The sequence below is a fragment of the Agrobacterium sp. P15N1-A genome, assembly GCF_044626815.1.
GTDB lineage: Bacteria > Pseudomonadota > Alphaproteobacteria > Rhizobiales > Rhizobiaceae > Agrobacterium > Agrobacterium leguminum.
The window spans coordinates 24,365-45,444 of record NZ_JBIUPF010000004.1 but is presented as its reverse complement, the minus strand read 5'-3'; the positions used below and the strand labels follow the sequence as shown (position 1 = coordinate 45,444).

15 protein-coding genes and 1 pseudogene are annotated in these 21,080 nt (G+C 58.6%); 6 read left to right on the top strand and 10 right to left on the bottom strand.

Annotated elements, in window-relative coordinates; genetic code table 11:
• Positions 1 to 87 precede the first annotated feature (87 nt).
• Positions 88 to 429, top strand: coding sequence for a hypothetical protein (locus ACIK7D_RS15255; RefSeq protein ID WP_127755645.1), 342 nt, complete (start codon positions 88 to 90; stop codon positions 427 to 429).
• A 424-nt stretch (positions 430 to 853) separates the two neighbouring features.
• Positions 854 to 1,768: a TIM barrel protein gene (locus tag ACIK7D_RS15250; RefSeq protein WP_162936850.1), complete on the top strand. Its 915-nt coding sequence runs from the start codon at positions 854 to 856 to the stop codon at positions 1,766 to 1,768.
• A gap of 78 nt (positions 1,769 to 1,846) precedes the next feature.
• On the opposite strand, the gene ACIK7D_RS15245 is transcribed toward ACIK7D_RS15250, so the two are convergent.
• A complete protein-coding gene (locus tag ACIK7D_RS15245) occupies positions 1,847 to 3,244 on the bottom strand; it encodes a family 16 glycosylhydrolase (RefSeq protein ID WP_400156711.1) in 1,398 nt (465 codons plus the stop codon).
• Positions 3,245 to 3,498: 254 nt separating this feature from the next.
• On the opposite strand from ACIK7D_RS15245, the gene greA reads away from it, so the two are divergent.
• The gene (gene greA, locus ACIK7D_RS15240) at positions 3,499 to 3,981 is read left to right on the top strand and encodes a transcription elongation factor GreA (RefSeq protein ID WP_137004952.1); all 483 of its coding nucleotides are present in this window, start codon (positions 3,499 to 3,501) and stop codon (positions 3,979 to 3,981) included.
• A gap of 9 nt (positions 3,982 to 3,990) precedes the next feature.
• Here the strand turns inward: greA and ACIK7D_RS15235 are convergent, their stop codons facing one another.
• Both ACIK7D_RS15235 and ACIK7D_RS15230 read right to left on the bottom strand, forming a co-directional pair.
• The gene (locus tag ACIK7D_RS15235) at positions 3,991 to 5,409 is read right to left on the bottom strand and encodes an O-antigen ligase family protein (RefSeq protein ID WP_400156710.1); all 1,419 of its coding nucleotides are present in this window, start codon (positions 5,407 to 5,409) and stop codon (positions 3,991 to 3,993) included.
• Between the two features lie 129 nt (positions 5,410 to 5,538).
• A complete protein-coding gene (locus tag ACIK7D_RS15230; RefSeq protein WP_164865271.1) occupies positions 5,539 to 6,876 on the bottom strand; it encodes an SGNH/GDSL hydrolase family protein in 1,338 nt (445 codons plus the stop codon).
• Positions 6,877 to 7,289: 413 nt separating this feature from the next.
• On the opposite strand from ACIK7D_RS15230, the gene ACIK7D_RS15225 reads away from it, so the two are divergent.
• On the top strand, positions 7,290 to 8,438 hold the full coding sequence (locus ACIK7D_RS15225; RefSeq protein WP_400156709.1) for a glycosyltransferase family 4 protein: 1,149 nt from the start codon (positions 7,290 to 7,292) through the stop codon (positions 8,436 to 8,438).
• Between the two features lie 55 nt (positions 8,439 to 8,493).
• Positions 8,494 to 9,594, top strand: a complete 1,101-nt coding sequence (locus tag ACIK7D_RS15220) for a glycosyltransferase family 4 protein (protein WP_400156708.1) — start codon at positions 8,494 to 8,496, stop codon at positions 9,592 to 9,594.
• Between the two features lie 21 nt (positions 9,595 to 9,615).
• Here ACIK7D_RS15220 and ACIK7D_RS15215 read toward each other — a convergent pair whose 3' ends face one another.
• The 7 genes and pseudogenes from ACIK7D_RS15215 to ACIK7D_RS15185 all read right to left on the bottom strand — a co-directional run bounded on the left by ACIK7D_RS15215 (position 9,616) and on the right by ACIK7D_RS15185 (position 19,247).
• Positions 9,616 to 10,815: a glycosyltransferase family 4 protein gene (locus ACIK7D_RS15215; protein ID WP_400156707.1), complete on the bottom strand. Its 1,200-nt coding sequence runs from the start codon at positions 10,813 to 10,815 to the stop codon at positions 9,616 to 9,618.
• 56 nt (positions 10,816 to 10,871) lie between these two features.
• The gene (locus tag ACIK7D_RS15210) at positions 10,872 to 12,443 is read right to left on the bottom strand and encodes an O-antigen ligase family protein (protein ID WP_400156706.1); all 1,572 of its coding nucleotides are present in this window, start codon (positions 12,441 to 12,443) and stop codon (positions 10,872 to 10,874) included.
• 79 nt (positions 12,444 to 12,522) lie between these two features.
• On the bottom strand, positions 12,523 to 13,200 hold the full coding sequence (locus ACIK7D_RS15205; protein WP_400156705.1) for a hypothetical protein: 678 nt from the start codon (positions 13,198 to 13,200) through the stop codon (positions 12,523 to 12,525).
• Positions 13,187 to 15,445, bottom strand: a complete 2,259-nt coding sequence (locus ACIK7D_RS15200; protein WP_080819315.1) for a polysaccharide biosynthesis tyrosine autokinase — start codon at positions 15,443 to 15,445, stop codon at positions 13,187 to 13,189. Before ACIK7D_RS15200 ends, ACIK7D_RS15205 begins: the two co-directional genes overlap by 14 nt.
• Before the next feature lie 130 nt (positions 15,446 to 15,575).
• Positions 15,576 to 16,481: a hypothetical protein gene (locus ACIK7D_RS15195; RefSeq protein WP_400156704.1), complete on the bottom strand. Its 906-nt coding sequence runs from the start codon at positions 16,479 to 16,481 to the stop codon at positions 15,576 to 15,578.
• A 180-nt stretch (positions 16,482 to 16,661) separates the two neighbouring features.
• Entirely contained in the window at positions 16,662 to 17,774 is a 1,113-nt protein-coding gene (locus ACIK7D_RS15190) for an acyltransferase family protein (protein WP_400156703.1), read from the bottom strand.
• Between the two features lie 145 nt (positions 17,775 to 17,919).
• Positions 17,920 to 19,247, bottom strand: a pseudogene (locus ACIK7D_RS15185) (hypothetical protein).
• Positions 19,248 to 19,742: 495 nt separating this feature from the next.
• Between ACIK7D_RS15185 and ACIK7D_RS15180 the strand changes: the two are divergent.
• Complete coding sequence (locus ACIK7D_RS15180; protein WP_400156702.1) at positions 19,743 to 20,978, top strand: glycosyltransferase family 4 protein; 1,236 nt, start codon at positions 19,743 to 19,745, stop codon at positions 20,976 to 20,978.
• The last annotated feature ends 102 nt before the right edge of the window (positions 20,979 to 21,080 follow it).

Sequence of the window (21,080 nt, the reverse complement as noted above, 5' to 3'; positions counted from 1 at the left end):
GGCGCGTATTGCGGCATGTCCGGTAAAGCGCGGCTTTATCGGAAGTCACCGGGGAATATTTTTATTTTTATTGTGTGGAACATTATGATGCCCAATAGAGGTAAAGTGCGTAACAGGGGGATGTCATCGCAGCTTGTGGCGGTGGATTGCCTTTCCGGCGACGATACGCTTTCCGATGCGGAGAGCGTTGAGGACGAGCCGCGCCCGCTTCTGCGCAGCGACAGGCTCTACGTTGTCAGCGAGCCCGTTTCCCAGACATTGCCCACATCCGCCGTCGGCGATGATCGAGCCGGAAAAGAGGCGTCGGGCAGGACCGAGATTAGAAACAGGGTTGTCGATGCAGATATCAGGGCCGCAAAATGGGCCTGGGCTATATTGGCCATCGCGCATTGCTGGCTGATTTATTTCATGGTGCACAATCTCGGCTAGCAGCTCCCGCCGGAAGACATCGTTTCAGCCCGCTGGTGCGCAGAACCATCGCCGCAATTTGCGGCCATTTCGCCGTTTGAGCGGACCCGAGCGTCCGCAACCTGACCCTCCGACAGCCTCCCGCGCATTTCTTCACGATGCTGCCGCCTGTCCAGCCGCGAAGGCCCGTTCTCCCTGCTGTTTGCCTGCGGAAATGTCATAAAGCTGTAAATGAAGAAACTTAATTGAGTGATCGGTTTCAACGGAAACGGATCACCATGTCCCGGTCGCTTTTTACCAAAACGGCGGAGACCTCGGACTTTCTTACGACATCGCATCGCCCGGGATAGACGACGTCAATATTGACCGCCCGGACCTGTTTGAAGTGGCGTCGCATGTGCGGCGTCCGAACTCCCATGACCTTTCTAGCCCTGGAGATGACGAAGTGAGCAATCTTATAGGTACCGGCTTCAACGCCGGCTCGGATGATGGCGAACTGGCCACCCTCGAAAACGATCTGCGCGCGCTTGCCGAAATTGGTTGCGATACCGTGGAAATCGCCGCAACAAGCCTCGACATGATCGCCGGCGGCCGGATCATCGAGGAGCGCGCCGACCGTTTCGTGTCGCTCGCAAAGCAGTTCGACTTCCGCTACACCGTGCATGGTCTCGTCTCTTCGAATTTCATGGATCCGGTGACATGCCGTTACCAGATCGATGCGGCCAAGGCGCTTGCCGTTCTATGCGACCGTATCGGCGCGGGCATTCTCGTCCAGCATGGCGGCGCACTGCGTGCCGACCAGATCGCCGAACGGGCCGATGCCGACAGCCGCGAGCGGGAAGCGCTTTTCGAACTGGCGGAATTCTGCAGGCCCTATGGCGTGCGCATCGCCCTCGAGAATATCTTCTCCACCGAACCCGGCCAGTATCGCCAGACGCCGGCCGAAGTGGCAGCGACCGTGAAGGCTGTCGGTCACGACAATCTCGTTGCGCTGATCGACTTCAGCCATGCCTATCTCGAATCCACCTATCGTGGCCTCGATTTCCGCGATGAGCTTCGCGCCATGGCGCCGGTTGCCGGCCATCTGCATGTGCACGATTCCTTCGGTCGCCCGCAGGGCTTCTATCAGCCGTATTTTCCTCAGGAAAATACGGCGCTCGGCATCGGCGATCTGCACATGCCGCTCGGCTGGGGCGATATCGACTGGCAGGACATCTTCTCGGAACTTTCCTTCCTGCCCGATACCGTGCTGATGATGGAAATCGGCCGCCGTTATCGCGCCGAGCAGCCGGCAAGCCTCGAAACGGCGCGGCATCTGATCTCGCTAAATAGCGCCCGCACCCAGCTCGCGGCCGAGTGATGGGCCTGAACGAGGCATAAGCCGACGGGTTGATGTTTGAAACACCGGCAGTCCCGATGCGATTGCCGGTGTTTTAATTCATGCTGCCCAGTCGGAGAGCGAATAGGCCCTGATGTAATCGATCATCATCTGCGAGCCGTCGCTGAAATCAGCGTCCGACGGCGTTCCCGCCGTACCGCCGACGGCAAGGTTTACGACCATATACATGGGGTCATGCATATCGTCAGGCGTATCCGTCTGCGCCACGGCGACATCGTCGAAATACCAGGTTATGTGCTCGGCATCCCACAACAGGCCGTAAGTGTGAAACCCTTCGGTGCTCGGCACGCTGACATTGTTGATGACCGAGGTCTGTTCACCGGTGGCGTTGGAGTGGGCGGACATGATGAGCGTATTGGGGTTCTGACCGCGCATTTCGATGACATCGAGTTCAGGCGGCCAGGAGCCGTCTTCGGGCAGGAGCCAGAAGGCAGGCCAGGCGCCCCGGTCGGTCGGCATATCGGCGCGGATTTCGAAATAACCATAGGTCTGGCTGAAGGAGGAATAGGTGTTCAGCATCCCCGAGGTATAATCATAACCTTCGACCTCGTCGGCAATCGATTGCGGGGTCTCCTCGGCGGTAATGGTCAGGACGCCGTTTCCGACGCTGAAGGGGTTGACCTCCGATGTGCCGGCATAGGCCGGGTTGATATACCATTGCGCTTCGCCATTCGTCGTCAGCGAGCTTCCCTTTTCCGGCGCCCACCAATATTTGGCGTCCCAGGTGCCCTGGTCACCGCTGCGCAGCGAGAGCGTATCGAATTCATCGGCAAAGGTCTGGGTAAGGGACGATCGTTCGAGGCTGAGTTCGAACTGGTCGGCCTGAAGGTCGTCTATGGTCGTTCCAGCGAGAACGATGGCCTCGCCATTCGAAAAATTGAGCCACAGGTCGCTGCCTTGCTGCGTGGCGCTGCCGACAAGCTGATCGAAAGATGTGATGCCGTAGCCATTGAGCCGGATCGTGTCATTGGCGCTGAAATCCGTGATGAGATCGGTGCCGTTGCCGCTCGTGAAAACAAAGGTGTCGGCCCCGCCGCCGCCGATCAGCACGTCGTTGCCGGCCCCACCATCGATGGTCTGGCTGCCCGACCCGCCGGTGATGATATTGTCGAGCGAATTGCCGAAGGCATAACGCCCGTCACCCGTTACCCGCAAATTCTCGAAATTGTCGGGCAGGATGTAACTCATCCAGGTATCGATGGTGTCGATACCTTCTCCGGCATTTTCGGCGGCGCGATTGATGCTCGAATAGAGATAATAAATATCGTCGCCCGTGCCGCCCGCCATGGTCACGTTGACGGAACTGTCGCCCCACATGGAATCATTGCCTGCAGTGCCGGTGAGCAGCGGGCCGGAACCCGTGGCGGAGAAAAATCCCGTGGAACTGCCGCTGTAATAGAGTGTGTCTCCAAGCGCATTCACTACTGTCCGGGCCATGAACCGTCTCCTGTCCGTTAGCGTTGGTGTCTCACTCCTCCTGCTGCACACCCTAACAGGGCAAAAAGCCTCCTGTTAGGCCGAAATATGAGGGGTATGTTCCGTTGCGGTTGCATTCAGCTGTTGAACCGGGCGCGTTGTCATGACCCGCTTCCGCCTGTTACATGTCCGTTTTTGAACCGGCGCGGCGCGGTCTTGCCGTGCCCCTGCGGGCGATGGCAGGATTGGGGCATATCGGGAATGGAGTGTCAGGATTGAGTGTAGCCTTTACCAAGGAAGACAGTGCGGAAACCGCAGCCGAAACCGTTCTGCCGGATCGGGTAATCTCGCCGCATCCCAATCTGGTAACGCAGTCCGGGCTGAAGGCGCTGGAGGAGCAGTTGCGTCTGGCGCGCGAAGCCTGCGAGGCGGCCAATGCCATTGAAGATATCAATGAAAGACGACGCATTTCCGCCAGCCCGCTACGCGATCTGCGATATTTCTCCGAGCGGGTTCGCACCGCGCAATTGATGCCTGATCCGCCAGCGGATGGCGTCGTCGCTTTCGGCAGCCTGGTGACGTTCAGCCGCGATGACGGGCGAACGCAACGGTTCCGGATCGTCGGCGAAGATGAGGCTGATCCCGCTGCGGGAACGATGTCCTATGTCTCCCCGGTTGCAAGGGTGCTGATGGGAAAAGCGGCGGGCGATCTCGTCAGTTTGGGCGGGAGGGAGATCGAGATCGTCGATGTCGCCTGAAGCGTCCCGTCAGAACATAGGCGGACTTAGACCCGGCCTGTTGCCGATGAGGCTTCCTTCTTCCCTGTTGCGCGCATTGTCTGTCGTGCCCAGCATCCGCATCATCGTGTTTTTCAGGAAAAGCCTGAAGTCCAGATCAATGGCGGCATAGGCAAGCGCAAGTCCCACATGGGCCATGAAGACGGGGTTGAAATTCAGCTCTTCAAATTGATAGCCGATAATGACGCCGATTGCCGAATAGGCGAAAAAGCCGATTTTCCGTTTCCGGAAAATTGCATAAAAAAGCGCGAAGGCGCTCATGATGCAAAATCCCAACCCGGAAGCATAGGCGGTGGCCATGAAGCCATTATGTGGCGTGCCGATCCTCGATATCCGCGCAAGTTCTTCATATCGCGCGGTAAATCCTATGCCCAAAGGATGCTGGAACATGACCTGAAAGCCACCTGTGATCGTCTCCCACCGCTCATGCAAGTTGTTGCTGCTATTGCTGTCCTCGAGAAAACGTTTCGAAAAGGCCTGTTCCGCAAAGTCGAAAGCGCCGAGCGGCAAAACGGCGGCAATGGCGAGGGCGCACAAGGTAAAACCGAAATAGGTGCTGAGCAGCATTTTGACCGAAAAATTCCGGACGTAGAAATAGAGTCCGATGGCAAGGACGGCAAACACCCCCGAGCGGTTAAGCGTGAGGGTAAAGCTGGCAAGATATACGAGCAGAAACACGGCAAATAGCGCGGGGCGCTTGTGGCGTTCGGCGACATAGGCCACTGCTGCTCCGGCCAGCGCGAAGGCCGGTCCAGCCGTGTTGCCGACGGGCCAGATGCCGCCTGCCTTTTCGACACGCAAAAGTAGCGGGGTTATCTCACCTTTCGCCGCAAGCTCCAGCACGCCCGCCTCATCGAACATGAAGGACAATCCGAGGGAGGCGAGCTGGTCATGGATGACGATGTCCAGGAAAAGCAGGATCGTCACCGCTATGAAGCCCGCAAATATGCCCCAGCAGAACAGTTCGAGCAGGTTTTCCTTGAACAGCATATAGGCAAAGAACAGAAAATAGACCGCATAAAAATAGGTCATCGCCGTCGTATAAAACTCACCATCGCCACGCGCATCGGCAAAGAGCGCCGTGAGGACAAACAGCACCGTTAGCGGCAGAAGATAAAACAGGATGATCGAAGGCGTCAGGCAGCGAATGTAAAGCAGCGCGATGACGGGCAACGTCATCAGTACCAGCATATCGGTAATATTGAGGAAACGCAGGCCAATATTGCTGGTCGCTACATTGCATTGAATGAAGAAACCAATGGCGAAAACGAATGTCGCGAGAAAGATGCCGGGAATATTGATTGTCTTTAAAGGGTAAAGCGGCATAGCCAAAACAAAACCCGGTATAGCAGGTTGGCGCGATGCCGCACGATTTGCTCTTCTTTTCATCCGCGGTCTCTATCTTTTATGAGCGGATTTCGACTGTCCACAGGACAGCGCTACCGCGTGCAATCAATATAATATGGCGACTATTAGTGGGCTCGATGACGTCGCCGCGCAAGATATTTTATCGTTTCGTCATGAGATCAGATTGCCTTTCGGCAAATCCCCTTCGACCGCGATGATGCGCTGAATGTGAACCGGTTCATTCGAAGTGGGCGCGCTGGTGCCGAATGCCGGAAGGATTCGCAGAAAGAAATTATACCCCGCCGGGTTGATATCGTGGTCTATGGCGATCCCGTTGGCGACCGCCCACATCCAGCCGCTATTGCCGGCGATGTTGGCACCTCCGAATTGCAGGGCGGAGCAAGCGATTGTCCGGATTGAGCCGCCGCTTTTCGTAACCAGAGTTATGTAGGGCAGACGCTGCTTCTCGTTGTTCTTGTAAAGTACAGCGAAAGAAACGGTCCTGCCTATCATCGCTATCGCTTCTGCATTGCGGAGGTAGCGCGTAAGCCCGGCGATCTGGCTGCCATTTGGATAGAGGGCGAGGCTGCTTTCGAAGGACGGGGAGAAGATGATTTCGGTGGCTTTGGTGGCGGAACCTGGTGAAGTCATGCCCCAGCCCGTCGGAACGGAACCAGTCCAATCGGTGAAATCGCCGTTGCCGATGAGATTGGCGGCGGGCAGCTTTGGCCAGCAAGGTGTCTGGAAGCTGTTATCGCGTGCCGATCCCAGATAGGAATCGAACAGGGTCCGGGCAACCAGCCGGGAGCCCGTCTCGTTCGGGTGAACATTGTCCCGATAAAGGGCGGCGTCCTTGCCCTTCGCCAGAAATACGGCATGCGTATCCACCAGCGTGAGGTTCGGATGGGCTCGGGCCAGGTCGAGGATTGCCTGATAGACCTTGTCGTAACCCGTTCCATCCCGCCACGGGTTCTGCGTGGTGATGAGTTGCGGAGCATTTGGCCACTGCCATTCGGTCATTCCCAGCGGTCCGAGCAGGGTGGATCGTCCGGAGCTCAAAATGCCGCCGGGCGCTTCGAAGGTCTGCATATTGTGACCATGATGCATGATGCAGAGATCGGGGCGGGGAATTTTCAGCGCCGCTGCGCGCTGCTCCGCAAGCATGTAACCTGCCATGCCGCCGGGCAGCGTCGCAAGATAGAGCGTCAGCGTCGCTCCTTTGCCGCTGCGCAACGTAACCGGCGCTGCATAGGTTTTTGGCCCGGTGGCGGCGCTCGTCTCCCATTCCGCCCAGCGGTATAACACGACAGTCGTATCGTGCAGATCGCCGAGCATCATCGCAAATTGCTGAAATGGTCCGGCTTCGGCATGGGCGGTGCTGTCGCCGTTCACGAAGATCGTGCCATCCTGGCCAGCCGCCAGACGGGCCCGCAAGGGCGAGAACGCTGTCAGGAAAAAACCCATGTCACCCATGTTTCGGGGACGTATGCCGAGCGTTAAGCCGATCATGCGGCCACCTCTTCCGTTCGCGCCGTATATATGCATATGTTGTATTCCGATGGTGTCATCGTTCGTTCTCCTGGTCTGGCCTCAGGATAGTTCCGCCACGAGGCGCGGGGAAAAAATGCCGGGAGCGAAACAGAAAACAGCACATGAAAACGAGCGTCAGGAATTTTTCTCTGATCTGGCTCGAAGTATGAAAATGGAATATTCTTCTAATACTGTTGTTGTATTTGAATTTTGTTGCGAATAAAGGTTTTTAGGCTGGTGTTTTTATCTAGCGACGCGCGTTTCCACGCAGCTTTCGGTGAAGATATTCCTGTCGCTTCAGGGCAGGTTCGTTCTTTCCGCCGGCCAGCTGTTCATGCCCGCAATCACAGACAGATGCATCGTGGGCCCTCTCATCCGGCAGGAGAGACACCATGACATCCGCTCTTTTCGTCAGCCATACCGGGGAGAAGGGCGGCGCCGAACTTTTTCTGACGGACCTCGTCAAGGCGGGCCCACACTCGTGGCGTGCCTGTTTTCTCAGCGGTGGTGCGGCTGCAGATGATCTCGTTGATGCGGGGCGGGCTCCGGTCATGCTGTCCGCCGGAGAAAAAATGCTGTCGATCCGCCGCGATGCGTCCTTCGGCGCACTGTTGCGCGGAGCGGCCGACGTGATGGCGGTTGCCTGGCAATTGAGCCGGGAGGCGAGACACTATGATGTAATCTGCGCCAACTCGCAAAAGGCGCTTTTTGTCTGTGCCTTGGCCGCGAAGCTCAGCCGCCGGCCGCTCGTCTGGATTTTACACGATATCGTCACCGATCCGGCTTTCAGCGCCACCAACCGCCGCGCTTCGCTGGCATTTGCGCGCCTTTTCGCCAGGCTGGTGGCTGTCAATTCCAAAGAGACGGGCCGGGCTTTCATCGAGGCCGGCGGCGAGGCGGATAAGATTCGCATCGTTTACAACGGCTTCGACCCGGCGAAAGCAAGGGTTTACGAGCCCGGTAAGGCCGCGCGGCTGCGTGCGGAACTGGGCCTTGGTCCGCAACCGCTTGTCGGCCTTTTTGGCCGGCTGAGCGAATGGAAGGGACAACATGTGTTTCTGGACGCGATTGCGGCGATGGAGGGCGTGCAGGCGGTCATCGTCGGCGGTGCGCTTTTCGGGCAGGAGGCCTATGAGGCGCGCATCCGCGAACAGGCATCCCGTCTCGGTCTCGACCGTCGCGTCCGTTTCCTTGGTTTCCGCCCGGATGTGCCGGAACTGATGGCGGCGATGGATGTGGTTGCTCATACCTCGATTGTTGCCGAGCCCTTCGGCCGGGTTGTGGTGGAGGCCATGATGTGCGGGCGTCCGGTTGTCGCCACGCGTGGCGGCGGCGTTACCGAAATCGTCCGTGACGGCGAAACCGGCCTTCTCGTGCCGCCGGGGGATGCATCGGCGCTGGCGGCGGCGATCGGCTGTGTCCTGTCGCAACCGGCTCTGGCGGAAAGGCTGGCGCAAAAGGGGCGGGAAGATGTGAGCCAGCGTTTCTCGATGGAGGAAACCTGCCGCTCCGTTTCCGCGCTGCTGACGGAGGCGGCGTGAGGTTTCGCCCGGCGATCGACAGGAACAGGCAATGCCGGCAGGCGGAAGGGCCAGGATGCGCATTCTCGTAAACATGCCGAGCCAATATGGCGGCAAGGCCTCCGGTGTGGCCCGCGTGACCTTCAGCCTGCTGGAGCGGCTGCTGGAGCAGACGGGTGACGACTATGTTCTGCGCTCTCCCTGGACGCGGGCGCAACTGCCTGAAAACCTGCGCGACAGCCGGTTGCAGCTCATCGAGACTCCACGGCCGCGCGTCATGGTTTTCGATGTGGTGCGTCAGGCCGCGATGCTGCCTGCGCTCTGCCGCCGGCATGGCATCGATGTGCTTTTTAATGCCGATCCTTTCGGAAGTCCCCTCGGCGGCAAACGGCGTCTCACCCTTGTTCATGATCTTTATTTCAAAACCATTCCCGAACAGATCGGTTGGCGGGCGACCCTGACGACCGATTTCATCTTCAAGCTGATGATGGCCGGTTCGGATCAGGTCATCTGCGTATCCGAAGCGACGCGGAAGGATCTGGGGCGTTTTTACCCAGCCGCTGCCGATAAGAGCCTTACCATTCATTCCGACAGCACGCTGAATGTCGATCCCGGGGCTTTCGAGACGGTGCCGCCTGTTCCCGGACGCTACATACTGGCGGTTGGAAACGCGACGTCCAATAAGAATTTCGCCCTCCTGGGCAAAGCCTTTGCCATACTCGGTAAAAAATGGCCGGATTTGCAAATCGTGCATGTCGGCCGCGACGAGGGGGAGGAAATCGCCGGCGCGCTGGACGATCCGGAATTGAAGGCCCGGCTGATCCGGCTTTCCGGCATAGGTGACCGGCAACTGGCCGAACTTTATCGACACGCAGCCTGCCTTTGCGTCCCCTCCACCTATGAAGGCTTCTGCCTGCCGGTGCTGGAAGCGCAGCAGCTGGGATGCCCGGTCGTCTGCTCCAATCGTTCGGCAACACCGGAGATTGCCGGCGAAGGCGCCCTGGCTTTCGATCCGTCGGATGCTCAAAGCCTCGTCGACACACTTGAGCGACTTTTGGACAATCCGGAACTGGCAGAAAATCTCCGCCAGGCGGGTTATGAAAACCGCAAATTATATTCGTGGCAGAAGGCGGCGGAGAGCTATGCGCGGCTTTTCAAGCAAGGAGCCGCAGCCTGAGGAGGGACGCCGTCGTCACGGTTATGCGGTTTTGCACACATCCGCATAGAGCTTTTCATAGGCCGCGACGACCCCTTCGGGCTCAACGCCTTGGCGAATTCGCTCCCGGGTTTCAGGTGTTTCCGCAAGCATGGCGGGATTGCGCATCGCCTCTGCCATGCGCGCGGCCAGTTCGGCGGCATTGCCCGGGGCGAACAGGCGTTCCGGCCTGTCCGCGCCGATCTGTTCGCCAACACCCGCAAGATTTGCGCCGATGACGGGTACGCCGCGCAGAATAGCTTCGGCAACGGTGCGGCCGAAGGCCTCCGGCCATAGGGGCGGCACGATGAGGCAATCTATGCCAGCGAAGAAACGATCAGGCTCCACATAGCCCGGAAATTCGACCGGTAGGCCGGCTGCCTTTTGCTGATAGGCCTCGATGCCATCAGGCGCACGGCCTGCCATGACCGTGCGCCAGCCCTGCGGTGGCAAAAGCCGCAACGCTTCTATCAGCAAGTCGGCCCCTTTCGCCGCTTCGATGCGGCCCAGATAGCCGAAAACCAGCGGCTCGCCGGGCGCGCGGGCAATACGCGGTTCTGGCGAATCTGGCGGTGAGATGGCGTTCCAGATCACCGTGCGGCGGTTTTCGGGAACATGGGTGAAAAAGCCGGCCCGCACATGGCGTTCGACGATATCGCGACCAACGCCGGCGACAGCATCGACCGCGCATTGGCAACGGCGGTGGAGATAGGAAAAGGCACGGCATTTTTTGCTGCTGCCATCGCAGATATGCCCGTCATGAAACAGGGAGCCATTGGTGCACATGCTGGTGAAATCATGCAGCGAATGAACCAGCGGAACGCCGCGCTTGCGGATCATCGGCCAGATCAGCGGCGTCAGTTCCGATAGCGAATGGGTATTGACCAGGTCCGGCCGGAAATCATCGATGACACGCGCAAGCCGGTGGACGAGACGCGGATCCAGTTGCACGGCGATCTTATAATATTTTCGTTTCCATTCCGGTTGTTGCCCCCAGTCGCCAATAAAGAACGGCGTGGTGTGCCCGAGGCGGTGAATGGTGAAACCGTCGCGTTGTTCCGCTGACTGCTCTTCACGGGAGATGGTGGCCACTGCGATCGTGTGCCCCTTTTCCGCAAGTCCGCGCGCAAGGTCTTCCACGAATATTTCCGCACCGCCCACCCGATCCGGAGAAAACAGCGAGGTTATCTGCAATATCCGCATGCTCAAATTCCTGCGCCTTTAAGATCACGAAACCTGTTTTGCATCCGTAAAATCCGTTATTGCAGACGCAGCGGCGTTTGTACTGTCTGGTCTGAATGGCCCGGCGCCGGCATCGCAGCGTCTTCTGGAAATTGTCTCCGCCTTTTGCGACCCTCCCGCTCCATTCCGGGCGGGTTCAGGCAAAGCGTAACGACCGGGGCGAGGAAAACGGCATAGGCCATGGCAAAGCCTGGAATTTGCAGCGAAAAATCAAGCGTCGAATGCAGCAGGACGAGCAGCAGCGCGGCAAGCCCGAGATGAGAGGCATAACGATAATTTCTGCGTTTCAGTGCCCCGCGAATGAAAATCACCAGTTGGATGAGCGCAAAAAAAGCGAGATAAAACGGGAAGGCCGCACCGAGTGTCAGCAATCCCTCGGCGTAGACATTGTGGGCATGGGTGACGACCGCATCCACCCCGCATCGCGCCACATGATAGGGCGCGTAGATTTCCGTAAAGCTTGCAAGGCCCGACCCCTGCGGCCAATTGTCGGCGATGGCGCGCGCGATACCCGGCATGTAGCAGAAGCGCATGTCGTCTTCCAAACGTGTTTCCATGCGAAGCGCCACCCGGCTGGCGAAAAGCGCGAAGAGGGCGATGGCGATTGCGATCAGCAGCGCAGCGCGACGTCTCGTCCCGCGCTGCCTGCGCCGGCTGGAGGCCCCACTGCGGCCGGTTCTGGCGGGAGAGTTGAACACAATCAGCAGGATCAGCAAAATCAGCGCTGCGAGGCTTGAACCAATGCCGGCACGCGATCCCGTCAACATCAATGCGATGAAACAAAAGCCCGCGAGGACGCCGAGAAAAGCGGCCCGGCGAATGAGCTGCTTCTGCTCCGCCGGCACGGTGAGGCGATTTGCCACGAGCGCCTTTACTCTCGCCCAATCCGGAGCGAGGAGGCTTTTGTGCAATAATGCGGCGAGCGTGAGAAGGATGAGACCGAAGAAGGTCGCGGCGGTATTGCGGTTGATAAAAAGGCCGGTGAGGCTGCCGAGATAGAAACGCTTCTGTATGAAGCCGAGAGCTTCGGGGAAAAGCACGAATTGCACGATGGAAAACAGCGCGAGCCAGCCACCGGCGATTGCAAACCATCGCAGCGTCTTCGCCGCACGCTCGTCGCTATCGAAAAGCACGAGGCCGGCCATGAAGGCGCCGAAGGGCAGGGCGGCGCTCATGAGGCCGAGCCGGTCATCCGCAGGTGTCAGTGAGATTGTGGCGGCTGGCGCAGTCTGCATGAACATGGCGGCGGTGGACCATGCCGGATTGGGGCGCGCGATGCCGGGTATGGAGGATGCCTGCAACAGTACCTGAACGATGAGCGCTCCCAACAAAAGGCAGGCTGCCGCGAGTACCTTGCCCGCACCGGCCTTCGGAGGTCCGAACAGGAGGATTGCTGGCACCAGCAGGAGATAGATCGCGGCCGTGACGACGATGCGACTTTCGATTTCCGTTGCGCCCCTGTTGAGAAGCGCCAGCAAAAATATTGCCCAGAATGCGATTATTGCGACCGGCCGGGCATAGTCCCGAACCGCCACCAGTGGGGGCTGCGAGGAGGAGAGCGGTTCTGATCGGGCTTCGGTGAGCGACATATCTTTGGGCTTTGTCGGAATTGTTTGTGGTGGCTATGCCGCGAATATGGACGAGGCTCAGCCGTTTCATCGTTTCAGATCATGACAGCGGCGCGGGGCGTTTTTTGTCTGCCGACGGTGGCTTTGGGCAGACTTCCGCCAGGGTCCATCGCAGGATTTCTCCCTGCCTGCCGCAGACGACGGCCGTATCCGCCTCGCGGGCCGCCTCAGCCTCGGGCAAGGTGTTCTTCGGAAATTGCTGCCACATCGCGAAACGCCCGCGGATCAGATTGGCATCGGCAGGCCCATAGAGCTGGGAGAAGTTCATCAGCACGGCGACTTCCATGGGCGAGGCGTTGCGCAGCGAACGAACCATGGCAAGACGCAGCCAGACATCGCCATTTGCGGGAAAACAAAAGAGCGAATGGCGAATAAAGGTCTCGGCAAAACCGAGACGCGCCGTGCCGGAATCGGACGCTGGATCGACACCATTTGCATCGAGATCGGCCAGAACGAGCCTTAGTCCGGCTTTGACGATATCCGAACGGCAGATTTTTTCGGTAACGATGGGCTGAAGTTCAGGGACCGTTTCCGCAAGGAGATCAGGCGCAAGGCCATTATTGTCGTCGGCGATCCGCGCCAATGCGACAATATCGGAAAAACGCCGGCTTTGCGAAAAGGCCTGCGCGGCGACGGACAGGACAAAGATGGAAATGACGAGGACCGGCACGACCGCGAGGATTTTCCGCAGGCGCATCACGCCGTCACGCCTGGTCATGGTAATATCGTGTATAGCGCGAATGATAATATTCGCTCGAACCATAGGCGCGGTAAAGCTTCAGCTTTTCGGTGTCCACCTTGTTGAGGATGACGCCGAGGCACTTCTTGCGGATATGAACCTCATTCTCCACCGTGTTTCGCACCGCCCTGCGGGCGGTTTTGCCCCATTCGGTGACGAAGATGAAACCGTCGATCCGCCCCGCCATGGCGCGGGCATCGACCACAGGCCCGAGCGGGGGCAGGTCGACGATGATATAGTCGAAAGCATTGCTAGCTTCGGCCAGGAGCTTGTGCATTTGCGCCGAGGTCAGCAGTTCCGAGGAATGAGGGACACGCTGTTTGACCACCGTGGGCAGGAAAGCGAGACGTGTCTTTTCGTCACGAAGCAGCACATCCTGCACGCTGCGGCCTTCCAGCAATACTTCGAGCAGGCCCTCGTTCGCGTGACGCGCCATGGCGCGCGTGGCGCCGGGATTGCGAATATCGGCATCCAGCAACAGGACCCGCGCACCCTGACCGGCGAGCAGTTGAGCCAGATTGATGGAGATCGTTGATTTCCCTTCGCTCGGCAAGGCCGAGACGACACCGACAATCCGCGCTCCGCTTTTGGCGGGAATGCCGAGATCGATGGCAAGCCTGGTGCTGCGCAGGGTTTCGGCGAAGGAGGAGAGCGGATGGTCGACCGCGTAGCGCGCAACGCTGGTGGGGCGCGTCAGGGCCGGATGGCCGCCTTCCTGATCTTCCACTATGGCCTTGTTCTGGATGAGAGGGGTATTGCCGAGGAATTCCAGCCCGAGAACGTCTCGAACCTGTTCCCCGGTGCGGAAAAAACGATCCCGGAATTCGCGGAACACGGCAATGCCGCCGCCGGCTGCGGCGCCCATGATCATGAACAGGGCCAAAATCATGGTTTTATTCGGCTTGCTCGGAATCCTGGGCGGCATCGCCTTGGAAATCACGCGGGCTTCCGTCACGGGGAAGGATTGCTGCTGCATCGCCTCCTGATATCGCTGCAGGAAGGTCTGGTACATATTCTTGTAGGTTTCGGCCTCGCGCTGCAATTCGCGCAGCTGAACCTGTGTCTCGCTGGCCGAGTTGCTGATGTCGGTTGCCTTGGCGACACTTTCGGCGAGCGATTTTTCCCTTGCTTCGGAGACTTCCAGATCGCTTTTGTAACTTTGCGCGATGCGGCTGATTTCCTGGAACATCAACCGCCGGTATTCCTGCATTTCATTGCGCAGACGCACCGCCTGAATGTGGTTGCTGCCGAGCCTGCTGGTAATTTCCGCCTCGGTCTTGGAGGCTTCGAGATATTTTTTGCGCAGATCATTGGCGACCGAGCTGTCGAGAATATCGGTAACCACCGCATCGACATCGTCGGTGGCGAGAATATGTTCGATGCGTTGCACCCGCGCCCGCGCCCTGGCCGTTTCCGACTGCGCCAAAATCAGCGCGCTGTTGGATTCGGCCAGCTGCTGATCGGAGAGCAGGCCGTCATTGCCGGTCGAGATCAGATTATGTTCGGCGCGAAACTTCTGCACGGCCAGATCGGTTTCGAGCGCCCGCTGGCGCAACTCGGCAATACGGTCGGACAACCAGTCGCTGGCCCGCCGCGTCGCCTCGTATTTGGAATTCAGCTTGTCCACCAGATAGGCCGAGGCCACGGCGTTGACGATCTGCGCCGCGAGAACGGGCGATGTCGAATTATAGGTGAGTTCCAGCGCGTAAGTCCGGCCGATGCGCTTGACGCTGAGGCCGTTGAGCAGCTGGTCCGACAGCGATCTCTTCAGGGTTCCATCGTCAACCACCGCCTCTTTTTTCTTCGCTGGCGAGAACCATTGCGAAACATTGACGAGCGAGCGGACGGTGCCGAATATCGAGCTTAGAAGCGACGCACGCGTTGCCCTGAATTCCTGATTTTCCGTGAGGTTGAGACTATCGACAACGGCAAGCCCGATGGTTTCCGATTGCAGGACCTCTACCTGGCTGAGAATGGAAGCTTCATCCTCTATGACGCCGCCGATCGTCGAAAGCTGTTCGACAATCTGGCTGTTGTTGCGGTCGATCAGCAGGGTCGCCGTCGCCGAATAGATCGGAACGGCCGTTGCGGCAAAAGCGAGGCCGATTGCCCCGGCGACTGCGACGGCGGCGAGCACGATGCGCCACTGCCGGCGGATCATCGCAAGAACGGCGTCGATATCGATAAATTCGGCCGTCAGCCCGCTTTTATCGTAGTCAGCCATCGTCAGGGGATCGTGCCTTTGTAACAACTGTCAGCCTCGCTCTTTTCGGCGGGCGCAGGGCCCGCCAAGTCACGGTTGCATCACAGAACTGGCGGCAGCCTTCCTCACGGGAAAGGCGATAAAGCCAAACTCAAACGGGACTTGTGCTGACAGGCGTGGTGGTGCTGCCGGTCGAGAAGAAATTATTGATCGTGGTGAAGGACGTGCCGCTGCCGCCTGTCGTTCCGCCACTGCTGCCGCCGCCACCGACGGGTGCACTGCCGCCACCCGCCTGAGCGGTTCCATCTGCGGCGCCTGCCGTTCCCGAGCCGCCGATGCTGTTGGCGTTTGCCGGCGAGGAACCGGCGCCGCCGATCGGCGAGGCCGCCGCTGCGGCAGCCGCAGGGGCGGCCGGACCGGCAGCCGTTCCCTCGATATTCTCGCTAAAGGCGATCAGCAGATCGGCGGGCACGTTGGCGCCCTTTGTCTGCAACTGGATTGCGGCTGCGAGTATCGTATTGCCGTTCCTCATCGCGGTGGCGTGGGCAAGCGCCAGACCTTCTCCGACGACTTCGGAGAAGTCCTTGTTGCCGACCTTCTGGGCCAGTGCGACGATGGTGGGCAACTGGCCGGAGTCACTCAGGATGAGGCCGGACAGCTGTTCGGAGAACTGCGCCGCGCTGGTGGAAACGGCGATGATCGGAAACCCGCTCGTCACTTTTCCGGTTACGTCGGCCGTTGCCGCATCCGTGCTGGAAGCGATGGTGACCAGATCCCTGATCATTCCCTGCGTCGGAGACTGCTTGAACAGTTCCGCTGCGGCAATCGAAACCGTGTCCGGATTGGTGGTGTTGACGCGGCTCAGAAATGCAGCGGTGGTTTCATCGGCGGCCTTGACGGGCGCGCCTGTTGCGGCGCTCTCAACCGAGGGCGCCTGCTGCGGTGGGGCCGGCGGTGCGGTTTCCACGTTCTGTGCGTTTGCGACAGCGGAAAAGAGACCCATGCTGGCAATAAACATCGCACCAACGAGCATCGAGCCGTTACGAATGCGGGGCATCCAACTCTCCAAATCTTTTAAAATACGACTTTAAATACATCCAATGCCGGGCAAGGTTACCCAACATCTAAAATTTCTTTTTAAATCGCACAGCCCAAGCAAAGGATCAAGCGCTAAAATAAACCTGCGGCGGAAACCCTCAGCTATTGTTAACGGCCGCCTTGCCTTTCTCCGGTTTGTTCATGACACGGCGACTTTCCGTGGCGATGTTATCAGCCGGTCACGCAGCCAGATATTGGCCGGCGTTTCGACAAGGACGTGGAAGGTGTGGGCTATGGCGACGGTGCTGACGACGATGACGAGATAAACGAGGTTGCTCCACTCGGGCGGGAATGTGACGCCGCCGAGCGCAATGTTGAAGCCCCGGAAAATAAACGGGTGCAGCAGGTAAAGCGCATAGGACGAATCGCCGAGTTTTGCCAGCGGCCGTGCGAAACGGGGCAGGGAGATGTTTCTGGTCAAGGTCGCCGCCGCCATCAGCAAAATCGCGCCGCCGCCGAAAACCAGCAGCCGCGAAAAGGAATAACAGCCGGGATCGCACTGGAATCCGATCCTGCTCAGATCGGTCAGCATCCAGATCGCCAGGCCGCACAGGGCCGTTGCAAGCCCGAGCAGGGGCGGCAAGCGAACGCCTCGCAGGAAGAGGACTGCAATGAACATGCCTGCGACGAATTCGAGAATGATCGGCTGGAACCAGAAGCTGAACGGCAGGCCGAGATCGAAGGCGGAGCCGATCATGACGGCGGCAAACAGCACGCCGGCTGTCGTGAATACCGCCCGCTCCAGCGGCAGGAAGATGAACGCTGCGAAAACGATGTAAAAGAACATCTCGTAATTCAGCGTCCAGCCGAGATCGATCAGCGGAAACGGATAGGCGTCGCCATAACCCATGCTGTCATAGGGAATAAACAGGTAGGAGGTGAGGATCGACTGTAAGGGCGGAAAGGCTTTTGCACTGATAATGGTCACGCTGGCGGCCATGGCAAGCCGCAGGGTCAGCACAAACCAGTAAAGTGGGACGATGCGCAGGAACCGGCGCAGCAGAAACGCGGAACGACCGCCTGTCGCTGCGAAATAGGGTCGGGATGCATAAACGATGACAAAGCCGGAAATGACGAAAAACAGGTCGACACCGCCGCCAAGCCTCAGCAGATGCAGTGGGAAAAGCGTGAATTGCCAGTTCACGTCCGCGTGCAGCGCAACAATCATGGTTGCCGCAACGGCGCGCATCACCTGAAGAACATCAAGACGTTGCGCCCCTGCAGCGGGCGCTTCTTTAAAGTTTTTCATCATCGTCAATCTATAAAAATAAAGATATATTTAGTATTATATTGCGGCCGCTCTCACGGGGCCAGAAGTCCAGTATTCAAGCAGGCTATCATGCAATGGACGGACGCGATACACACAATTTTGCGGTGCGGCATTTCCTCTGCGCCATTCAGAAAACTTCCAGAACCGTAAGCTGGTCGCTGACCGAAAGCCGGTATTGTCCGCTTTCCTGCGTGATTGTCTGCTGGCTAACGGAGCCGTCATCGCGGAAACGGTGTGCGATAACCTGACTATGCTGGCCGGCCACCGAAAATGTCGCAACCCGTTCGACGGGCGGGTTTTCGATGCGGGCCGGCCATTGCCAGCCGGAAATTCCAAGCCAGACAGGCACGAGCAAAGCACCGTCCGGTCTTGTAAGGTGAAGGGATAATCTTTGGGAATCGGCAGTGAGGAAATCGAGCCGTCGTTCCTCCGGTCCGGTTTGCCGTTCTGCGCTGCAGAGGGAAGAAGGGCGCGAACGGCCCCGTAAGCCGGGGTGCGGCTCAGATCGTGGCGCAGGAGGCCGAAGGAGGATTCCGGGTTTGTCTCATCGGCGGCGAAGCTTGAAACCATTTCATAGATGTAGGACCGGCGGATACCGCTGATGAAGCACCAGAGCAGCATGCGCGGCATATAGCGCGCCTTGATGCCTTCGGTGACGGGGAAATGAAATGTCTTGGTTTGCAGCGAGGTATGGTAGCCCATTTCCGTGGCGAGCACCGGCCTGCCGGCCGCTATATGCGCCGAAGCGGCGATGGATTTCGAGAGTGCCCCCGGACCCGTGGTTTCGGGGTGCTCCATCCCGGCATAAGCGTGGATATTGCCGTAGTCGCAGGCATTTTTCAGGTCCAGCGCCAGTGCTCTGTTCGACAGGACATAGCTTGGCGCCGCAATGGGCACCACATTCAGGCGCGGAACCGAGCGGATGGTGTCGTGCAGCGCCGCCTGATGCTCCGCCGAAATACGCGGAGCATTTTGCGGGTCCTTCGTCAGGTTCGGTTCATTGCTGCCCTCGAAAATATCGATACCCGCGTCGCACCAGTCGTAGAAATCCGCCAGCCTGTCGAGGGGCGTGGAAACGTAAGGGTTGAGATTGTCGTAACAGATGATGGTGAGGCGAACACCCCCCGCCACGATCCGGCGCAGCCGCCGAAAGACGGGGCTGTCGCGACTGTCTCTTACGGTGATGAGCCCGTCATCGCGCAAATGCCGGACACCCAGTGCTTCGAGTTCGGGCACGATCCGGTCGAACTGTTCCGGATAGATGCCCGTGGGGCGGGTGAAGTGGCCGCACACCCCTACGCTGTCCAGAAAGGCTTCGGTACCGGACGAAGCAACCGTCTGCGCCCGTGCGGGAATGGCTTGCAACCCGGAGGCGGCGACCAATGCAAGCGGCGCGGCTGAAAGCAGGTTGCGCCGTGTCAGGCTGCCCGTGGCTATCGGCATTTTTCCATTCATCTGCGCCCTCCTGGTATCTCCGAAGAAAATATAAACCAGACGTCATCACATGGACGTCGCCGTTAAAATGGCGATGATGTCTCTCAACACGTCGAGATCAGAATGTCCTGGAAGTTTTCGGCATCTACAATTGCCTTGAAATCCATGTGTTTGAAATAAAACAGATATTATCAACTGGAATATAATCACGAGCTGCAATGCAACCGATTTCCCCCGATCGCTTGCACTTTAAAGTGGCTAAACCGTAACACGAGACCGGTTCTTTTCGCAACACCGCATGGCTTTTGCCGCGCCGCGAAAAAAATCACTTGAAATAGCGTCGATTCCCGTGCTTTTTGAAAAGTAGATTTTGGTAATTCATATTTTCAAACATTAGTTCTGCTCCGGCTCTTTTATTTTTGCAGATGTCTCACTGGTCTCCTGGAATGAAGGGAGACGAACGAGCCCGGGATGGACGCCATAGATTTTCGATGAAGGAAAACAGAGCGTATCCGCATGAGAATTCTCCATCTTAGCAGCCTTTATCCGCCGCATATCGTTGGTGGATGCGAACGCTCGGTCGAACATCTCGCCGAGGAACTCGTTTCCATGGGACATACGGTCGGCGCCGCCTGTATCGAGCGGCAGGCCGAACCGAAAACCATGCGCAACGGCGTCTCCGTCTACCGCATGTTCCACAACAACGATTTCTGGCTTGAGGACTGGCCGCAATATTCCCCGCAGCAGCGGCGCATGCAGAAGCTCAAGCAGCAGTGGAATTTCGACGTCGAAAAGCAGTTCGAAGCCGTTCTCGACGATTTCAAACCTGACGTTCTCAACACCCACTCGCTTCTGGATGTGACGACGCTGGTGTGGCGGGCGGCGCATAAGCGCGGCATTCCGATCGTTCACACGATCTGCGAATATGATCTCCTGTGCGGCAACGCCGCCATGTTCAAGGGCGGCAAGCCCTGCGAGCACATCCATCTCGGCTGCCAGGCGGTGAATTTCACCAAGAAATTCACCCAGCGTTATATCGCCGCTGTCGCAAGCGTCGGCACGGAAATCCTCAAGACGCATGTCAATCACGGGCTTTTCCACCACATTCCGGAAAGCCTGCGCCGCGTCATCTTTTATTCCTGCACGGTTCCCGAGGGCGATCCCGTCGCCCGCCGGCAGATCGACCGCACTGGCCGGCCGCTGACCTTCGGTTATATCGGCCGTATCAATACGGAAAAAGGCGTCGGCAACATGGTCGATGCCTTCAAGGAAATCGGTCACGGCAACTGGCGCTGTCTGGTCGCCGGCCATGCGATGGACGATTCCATCGAACGCTTCACGGCTCAGGCCGGCGATCTGCCGATCGAATTCGTCGGCTGGGCGAAACCGAAGGAGTTTCTCGAAGAGATCGACGTGCTCATCGTTCCTTCCTTCTGGGCGGAGCCTTCGCCACGCACGATCTACGAGGCTTATGCCATGGGCGTGCCGGTCATCGGCGCAGCCTCCGGCGGCATTCCGGAGTTGATTGGCGAGACCAACCATGACTGGCTGTTCAAGCCGGGCAACGCCAGCGACCTTGCCGCCCGTATCCGCCGCGTGCTGACGCTCTCGCGCGAAGAATTGCCGACGGAAGCGGATTTCGGAAACATCGTTGAGGAATCCACCTCGCGTCGGGTCGGCGAAAACTATGTGAAACTCTATGAGGACGTCCTGACGCGCTACAGGCAAAGCCGAACCCTGCGTGCATCTTAACCGGCAACGGACCCGTTCCGTCGCAGCGGTTTTCTTCGAAGGAGAGAGCATATGGTGGGAAGCAATAAAGGCAGCCTCCGCTTTCACGGTCTGGGCGTCGAC